The sequence below is a fragment of the Borrelia sp. MN22-0132 genome (assembly GCF_049201035.1).
In the GTDB taxonomy this organism is placed as follows: domain Bacteria; phylum Spirochaetota; class Spirochaetia; order Borreliales; family Borreliaceae; genus Borrelia; species Borrelia puertoricensis.
On the sequence record NZ_CP138334.1, the window covers coordinates 920,616 to 927,815 of the forward strand.

A 7,200-nucleotide genomic window follows, 5' to 3' on the forward strand; every position below is an offset into this window, starting at 1 on the left:
TTTGCAGAGAAAAGTTATGCTTACAGGGGATAGACCTACAGGCTCTCTTCATTTAGGGCATTATGTTGGGTCTATTGTTAATAGATTAAAGTATCAGGAGGAATATGAGACTTATATTATTATAGCGGATTTGCATACTCTTACTACAAAACCAGATTTAAAAAGCATTAATGAAATATCTGTTAATGTTAGAGAAATGGTTTTGGATTATTTGGCGTGTGGGATTAATCCTGAAAAAGTTAATATCTATTTGCAATCAGCTATACCTGAGCTTTTAGAGTTAAATTTAGTGCTGTCAATGATTGTAATGGTTAATCGTTTGCAAAGGATTCCTAGTATCAAGGACATGAGTATTGCTGCTGGACTATCTGAGATTCCTTATGGACTTTTGGGTTATCCTGTTCTTATGAGTGCGGATATTTTGATGACAAAGGCTAATTTAGTTCCAGTTGGACGTGATAATGAGGCTCATATTGAACTTACAAGAGAACTTGCTAGGAAATTTAATTATCTTTATGGAGATTTTTTTCCAATCCCTGAAGCTGTCTTTACAGATTCTCAGGCTCTTGTGGGAATTTATGGCAAGGTTAAGATGAGTAAAAGTTTTGGTAATGCGATATTTTTAAGTGATGATGAGGAATTATTGCGTAAGAAAGTTATGTCTATGTTTACAGATCCAAAAAGAGTGAGAGCAGATATACCAGGAGAAGTTGATGGTAATCCTGTTTTTATTTATCATGATCTTTTTAATAGTAATATTGATGAGCTTTATGAGTTTAAAACTAGGTATAGGAAGGGTACAATTGGAGATGTTGAAGTTAAAGAGAGGCTTTTTGAGGTTTTAAATCAATTTTTAATACCAATTAGAGAGAGAAGAAAATTTTTTAAAGCTAAAAAGGGTTATATTGATGAAATAATATTTGAAGGGACAAGTAAAACTAGAAAAGTTGCAGTAGAAGTTATAAAAAATGCTAAAAATTTAATGGGTATATCAAAGACGTGGAATGGGGTTAGAAGAAATGTAGAGAAAATTTTAAAAAATAATCCAAGTATGTAAGTTGTACCGCGTAATTAACCATAAGAAATCAATTTGTTTGAATTTTGTGTCATAATTTCTGTATGTTAATTAGGTTAAAGAGTTAGCCGAGTGTATTAAATCTGTATGAAAATCTAAGAGAGGATATAGTAAATCATTATGTTCAGATATGACCTCACTTAATACTCTAAATATTGGTTCCGTTTTTGAGCCACGGAACCATAAACTAGCAATTATTTCATGTTTATTATTTTTAAATAAAACTTTAAGCCCTCCTGATGAGTCACCTGTTCTAGATAGAGTTTGTTTGATACCCTCATAATTTATAATTTCATAATTATGTATTGGTAGTTTTTGTAATACGGTATTATTGTTGAATTCTTTTTCTAATAATTTTTCGTAGTTGGTTTTTAGTATTTCTTGATTTTTTGCTTTTATTTTAAGCATGGCTTTTTCTGATGATACTTCTACATTGCTATAAAAATTGATTGTCTTTAATATGTCCTCAAGAGTATAGTGTTCATTATATGAATTATTAGATATTGAACACCATATTTTGTAAAGATTTTTGATTTTAAGCAATTTTATGATGCTAAAGAGAGTTGTTAGTGGGTCTCTTACTTTTGAAGGGTATGTAATATTTCCCCCATTTGATCCTTCTCCCAAAATTTTTACTATTAATCCTTTATTTCGTAAAAGGTCAGCCATTTCTGTTAAGTTAGCTTCACCAACTTCCACTCTATAAACTTTTGTGTTAAATAACGAGGCTATTTTTTCAATGTTTAGTGAGGTTGCATCATTAACTACGACAGCTAAATTGTCTTTAATTCCCGTATGGTAAAGATAGCTAAGCTCTGAGAGTACTGAGAGTGCAAATATTTTTTGTGGTGTAATGATACTCGCTTGTTCTTTTTTTAAAATTGCGACCAAATTGCCTCTGTCTCCATCACAATCAGGGACATATCCTAATTTGAAAGAATTGTCATTCTTAAATTTTTGTTCTAATATTTGTTTGCACATGTTTAAAGATGTCCCTTCAGGAGTCATTCCATGTTTAAAGATACCAATTTCTGTGTTATGAAATTCCAATTTTATTCCCAAAGATTCAATCATTTCCCTATCAATTGAGTTAATGCGAGAACTACCATTCATCTCTCCTATGATTCCTATAGGTTCTTTTTTTATAGTTTTTTTTAGTATGTCAATGTTTTTTTGATTATGTGTATCTGAATATATTATTTGTTGCATTAATGACTTATATGAGTTATAAGATTGTGTTTTATGTCTAGCCTGTGAAGTGATAATTGCTTCATATGTTTTTAATTGCATAGCATTGGTATTAAACTTTTGTAAGCCTGTTATTAGATTGTTTATTAAAGTTTCATTTTCAATGTTGAATCTGATCTGACGTATTATTTTATTTGTTTCATTTGAATTTAGCACGCCTCCATCATTTAATCCAATTTTAATGCCATTATATCCTGTAGGATTATGACTGGCAGAAATGTATATAAATCCTTTTGAATTTTGATTTTCTTTTGTATAGGCTAAGATTTCTGGTATTGGGAGTATTCCAAAAAAATTTACACTGTTATTATTTAAAATTAAGGTTTTAATTATTATCTCTGAGATTATATTTCCTGTTGCTCTTGAATCTAATCCAACATTGATGTATTTTCTTGGTTTATCTTTAAAATAATTTGATATTGTAAAGGTTATAAGAGCAACCAATATTTTGTCGTCATCATTTATTTCATATTCTATTGAATTTTCATTTTTTGATTTTGCAAATATCTTTCTAAATCCTGAATGAGAAAGTATCATTTCATTAATAGCATCTCTTAGATTTGTCATATTTAATGTATACCCTTTTAGCATATTTTTCTGTTCATTAGTATATTTTATTTAATATTTGTCTTTATTTGTAGTACTATGATTATAGTAACATATTCTATTACAATAGACATTATTTATTGCTTTTCTTATATTTACTAAGGAAGCGTGTGGTTGAAGGTGTGTCTAGGGCTTCAGTGTTTGCGTTCTTAGAGAGAGTAGCAATTATTTGTATTAATCTTGCTTCATAGTTTTATATGTATAATCTAAGCTCAAATGTTTATTCTTGGCAAATTCTATACGATCATTATTATTCTTTATCTTAATATCAATACTAGATATTTCACCTTCAATTATTCTCTCTTTACTAGAGAGTAGCTTACGAAGCCCTTCTTCCTTTTCTCCTTGACTTTTTTTAATACTTGCAACAGTATACCTAAGTATACCTAATAGTATCTTCAAACATCAAGCTAAAAAAACTCTCAAAACTCATCCATGAACTTACAGATTGTGTTACAAGTCCTATAATTATTACATGAGAGAAATTGAGAATGCAACCAAAGAGAATAAGATTTTGTTTAATCAAAGGGATGAGCATTTACAATCTTTAAGGGATTTGCGTTTTAAACTTGGTAATTTGATTGAAACAACAGCTATAAATAATAATCGCATTAAAGCGGCTAATGTTTTGAATGGGACATCTGTTGTTATTGCTCGTGATGATTATCTTAATATAATTTTTGTTTATTCATTACTATTATTGTCTGTGTGTCTAGATATATTTTTAGCAATGGTATTTTGTATAATACAGAATGCTTATCATAAGTTTTATGAACAAAAGTTATTACACTCTGTTCCATTACCTACAAGAGGTAAGGTTAAAAAGATACAAGGTAGTCGCATTCCTAGTGTAGTAGAGAATAAAAAACCGTCTAAAAGTGTTGATGAATCACTTGAATTTATTGCATCTAATTTGGAATATGATAATCGTACCATAAAGTCTTTGAGGGATATTAAGAGGGATACGAATTTATCGTATTATAGAATAAGGAATTATCTATCAGATTTAATGAATAGAGGTTTGGTTATAAGAGAGAAACAAAGATTGGTTCTTAATGTTGATGATATGCTGAATAATAATAGTTAAATTTTTTAAATTTAATAGTTAGAACTTTTATAAATTAAAAAAAAAAAGGAGAATTTTAATGGTAAGAGTAAGTATGATGTTTTTTATTGTGTTTGTGATAAGTTGTGGTCACAATGCAAAAATAAAAGAAGAAGGAAGTTTAGCTCAAAAATTGTTTAAAGCTAGATCGAATAGAATGGTAATTGAGAGTAAAAACCCAATCCCGTTTTCTTTTGTTACCCCTCCTTCCCCTGATGTTCCCCTTCCTCCTCCCGATGTTCCCCCTGCTCCTGTTCCTCCTCCTTCAGGTGAACAAAAAGACATAATTGATCCAATAGATTTAAATATGTGTTTAATTGAACTAGATGAAATAGCAGTAACAAAAGAACAAGCTTTAAAACAATTTTATGAAGTAAAAGAAGTGCTTTATGAATTTAAACATCATATTAAGGGTAATGAACCTGTTAATAGTAGTGAAGGAGAAGGTTTTCCGTTTTTGGTCTTTAATGAGATCTTTGACATAAGAGAATGGGACTATAGTTTTAATTCAGAAATTATTTATGGAGCTATGAGGTATAATTCTGATCTTATTTATGCTTTAGCATTTGCAATATATACAATGTATCCCCCTCGTAGTGTTTTCAAGTCCGATTATCATAGTATGTATGCATCAGATAGGATGAGGCTATATAGTCGATATCAACCTGCTATTAAAAATTTATTGAATATGTTTTAGGCAGAATGTCATTTGCTACTTTCAATTCCTTATTGAGAAGTTTTGGGAACCTGAAAAATCGCCATATTTTTGATAAGTATTCTACTATGGAAGAACTTATAAATCTTAGTCAGAAAATAAATGAATATACTTACATGTTAAGTTGTGCATCGCACAATATTCTTGTTCTGAGAAGTTCTCACTTGCCGAAAGAAAATATGACAGCGGAAAAATTTTATAATATATTTAATGCACTGACCAATAGTAAAAATAGTAATGCTGCAGTTATAGAGGTTGAAAAAAGAGGAATAGAGATTAGTAATTTGTTGCAAAAGATACTAGATAGAGGAAAAGAACTAGAAAAAAAACTAAAAGAGGAAGAATAAAGAGAAAGAATGGGAAAGTAGGAGTATGCATACCAATATTTTTTAGGTATGCATTTTTGTTTAATATTATCAAAATCAATTCTTAAGTTACTTGTATATGAGTTTGTTATCGAAAATTATCAAGTATTTAAAAACTATCTTAAATATAGAAAAAGAAGAGAATTAAGTATTGATGAAATTGAACACTTTGACAAACTTATTAAAGTAATTCGGTATACAATTGATATTCAAAAACAGATTGATTTAATAATTTGTAATCTACAAAAATTTGATAATAGTACTCTTTTTAGAGGTTATAATCGAAAATTAACTTTGAATGTTTAGCAAGTTCATTGTGTTTTGGAAGAAATGTTCTGTGTTAATAATATCATTACTGTGGAAATAAAATTCAATGTATAATTGACTCTTTATATATTGTAGTGCTTGTTCTTTTTTTTGACTTAAAGTGTTGAATACTCTAAAATTTGATGATGAAAAAAAGCTTATAAGTGTGCCGTCATTAATAGCTTTTAGCATAAGATGTAATTGTTGAAGGAATTTTTTCGTTTTTTCATTTCCAAGTTGAGCAAATAATTTTTCTATTTTATTATCACCATAGTCACAGTTAAGTCCTTGATTAAGCTTATTTTGTATATTAAGAGCTTTATTGGTTGTCTTTAAATCTTTTAAATAATTTTTACTTGCTTGCTCTAAATCTTTTAAATATTGTTTGTTTTTAAGTGAGTTCTTGAAAAATATGAAAGCTTGTTTTTGATTATTGTTAAGATTACTAATAATATTGTCCTTATTGAATAAATTGCAGTTGATAAGGTTTAATAATAGAATAAAAGGTAGATATTTTTTAATATAGCGCAATTTTATTTCCTTTTGAATATAAAGTTTCTTTTTCTTCATAAATATCTAATAAATTATTTATACAATTCATAATCTTAAAATATAATGCATATTTAGAGAAATATATAAAAAAGTAAAAATTTTTTATTTAATTTAGAAAAAACTTGTTGTTAAGTAACCTAAATATAAGGCATTAAGTTTTAATTAGGATAAAATATTATGATATCTGTCAAAATAGTAAAAAAAGTTATTTAAGATCTAATCACAAACCAAGAAGGTTTAGATTATTAAAGAATTCGAACCAGCAATTATTCAAATTTAATGATATTTTGCTTTATATCAATTATTGATTTTATAAAAAGATTTGTTCTATTTTAAGTAACTACTCTTAATATTCTTTTTTGAATAACGTTCATGTTTTTCTAAACTTCTATTAATAGGAAGAAACCCAAAGTACCTTTGGTTTATCGTAAGAGAATTATTGATTTTTTGTATGTTATAATAATGTTGAGCATTTTTTTTTGGGAAGGTAAGGTGGTGTTTTATGAAACAAGTATTAATTTTAATGTTACTTTTTGTTTGTATTGTTGTTAGTTTTGCCCAAAGTTATGATGAAATGGCTTCTGCTACTGTAGCTACTGAAGGTAATAAGGATAACAAGTTGTTACTTTATGAAATTCATAAACAAAGTACTTTGGTGCCTTTTTTATTGAATTTTTTTGTGGGTTTTGGTACAGGTTCGTTCATGCAAGGAAATCTTACTGGTGGATTACTGATTTTAGGATTTGATATGTTGGGTTTTGGTTTGATTGGTGGTGGTATATATTCTTTTTCTCAATATAAAGGTATGAATACACCAACGTTTGCATTATCCTTGGTGTCTTTGGGTGGAATTACTTTATTTATAACACGAATTGTTGAGATAATAAGTCCATTTACATATGCGTCTAGTTATAATAGGAAACTTCGAGAAAAATTGGGTATATCCTTGGGAGGATTTAAGCCTCAATTTGAAGTAAATTTTAACGAAAATGCTGGTTTGTCGTTTGAACTTGCTTTTACTAAGAAGTATTGATTATAAAGTGTAAAATAAAATTAAGTATAGTTTTTAATATGTTTACTTACTGTTACCTTATTACAAGGTAACAATATCTTTAATATGTAATTTTTAAATTTTTGTTGAAATTATGTCTTTTGTGGTTATAGTTGTTTGAACGACAGAAAGTTGAGGAAGACTGTAAATTAGAAGAGGAAGAAAAAGGATTAAAAG

9 protein-coding genes are annotated in these 7,200 nt (G+C 28.1%); 6 read left to right on the forward strand and 3 right to left on the reverse strand.

The annotated features are described in order from the left end of the window. Position 1 precedes the first annotated feature (1 nt). Positions 2 to 1,057, forward strand: coding sequence for a tryptophan--tRNA ligase (gene trpS / locus R5397_RS04370; RefSeq protein ID WP_421622458.1), 1,056 nt, complete (start codon positions 2 to 4; stop codon positions 1,055 to 1,057). Positions 1,058 to 1,126: 69 nt separating this feature from the next. On the opposite strand, the gene R5397_RS04375 is transcribed toward trpS, so the two are convergent. Both R5397_RS04375 and R5397_RS04380 read right to left on the reverse strand, forming a co-directional pair. Continuing rightward, a complete protein-coding gene (locus R5397_RS04375) occupies positions 1,127 to 2,914 on the reverse strand; it encodes a phosphoglucomutase (RefSeq protein ID WP_421622457.1) in 1,788 nt (595 codons plus the stop codon). A 189-nt stretch (positions 2,915 to 3,103) separates the two neighbouring features. Continuing rightward, complete coding sequence (locus R5397_RS04380) at positions 3,104 to 3,331, reverse strand: hypothetical protein (protein ID WP_421622456.1); 228 nt, start codon at positions 3,329 to 3,331, stop codon at positions 3,104 to 3,106. Positions 3,332 to 3,404: 73 nt separating this feature from the next. Here R5397_RS04380 and R5397_RS04385 point away from each other — a divergent pair, with 73 nt between their 5' ends. From R5397_RS04385 to R5397_RS04400, 4 genes are read left to right on the forward strand one after another with little or no spacing between them, the layout of a single operon-like run. After that, positions 3,405 to 4,016: a hypothetical protein gene (locus R5397_RS04385; RefSeq protein ID WP_421622455.1), complete on the forward strand. Its 612-nt coding sequence runs from the start codon at positions 3,405 to 3,407 to the stop codon at positions 4,014 to 4,016. 58 nt (positions 4,017 to 4,074) lie between these two features. Continuing rightward, complete coding sequence (locus tag R5397_RS04390) at positions 4,075 to 4,731, forward strand: hypothetical protein (RefSeq protein WP_421623032.1); 657 nt, start codon at positions 4,075 to 4,077, stop codon at positions 4,729 to 4,731. Positions 4,732 to 4,736: 5 nt separating this feature from the next. Next, positions 4,737 to 5,096 (forward strand): hypothetical protein, encoded by a 360-nt coding sequence (locus R5397_RS04395; protein WP_421622453.1) that lies wholly within the window; start codon positions 4,737 to 4,739, stop codon positions 5,094 to 5,096. Positions 5,097 to 5,144: 48 nt separating this feature from the next. After that, positions 5,145 to 5,420 carry a hypothetical protein gene (locus R5397_RS04400; RefSeq protein WP_421622452.1) on the forward strand — a complete coding sequence of 92 codons (276 nt, stop codon included), beginning with the start codon at positions 5,145 to 5,147 and terminating at the stop codon, positions 5,418 to 5,420. On the opposite strand, the gene R5397_RS04405 is transcribed toward R5397_RS04400, so the two are convergent. Continuing rightward, complete coding sequence (locus R5397_RS04405; protein ID WP_421622451.1) at positions 5,403 to 5,990, reverse strand: hypothetical protein; 588 nt, start codon at positions 5,988 to 5,990, stop codon at positions 5,403 to 5,405. The two genes, R5397_RS04400 and R5397_RS04405, sit on opposite strands and share 18 nt — an antisense overlap. Positions 5,991 to 6,474: 484 nt before the next feature. On the opposite strand from R5397_RS04405, the gene R5397_RS04410 reads away from it, so the two are divergent. Beyond that, a complete protein-coding gene (locus R5397_RS04410; protein ID WP_421623033.1) occupies positions 6,475 to 7,005 on the forward strand; it encodes a P13 family porin in 531 nt (176 codons plus the stop codon). The last annotated feature ends 195 nt before the right edge of the window (positions 7,006 to 7,200 follow it).

Bases quoted from the DNA above. Each gene is read 5' to 3' on its own strand.
- R5397_RS04375 (WP_421622457.1), bottom strand. From the start codon at position 2,914: ATGCTAAAAGGGTATACATTAAATATGACAAATCTAAGAGATGCTATT.
- R5397_RS04385 (WP_421622455.1), top strand. From the start codon at position 3,405: ATGAGAGAAATTGAGAATGCAACCAAAGAGAATAAGATTTTGTTTAAT.
- R5397_RS04390 (WP_421623032.1), top strand. From the start codon at position 4,075: ATGGTAAGAGTAAGTATGATGTTTTTTATTGTGTTTGTGATAAGTTGT.
- R5397_RS04395 (WP_421622453.1), top strand. From the start codon at position 4,737: ATGTCATTTGCTACTTTCAATTCCTTATTGAGAAGTTTTGGGAACCTG.
- R5397_RS04400 (WP_421622452.1), top strand. From the start codon at position 5,145: ATGCATTTTTGTTTAATATTATCAAAATCAATTCTTAAGTTACTTGTA.
- R5397_RS04405 (WP_421622451.1), bottom strand. From the start codon at position 5,990: ATGAAGAAAAAGAAACTTTATATTCAAAAGGAAATAAAATTGCGCTAT.
- R5397_RS04410 (WP_421623033.1), top strand. From the start codon at position 6,475: ATGAAACAAGTATTAATTTTAATGTTACTTTTTGTTTGTATTGTTGTT.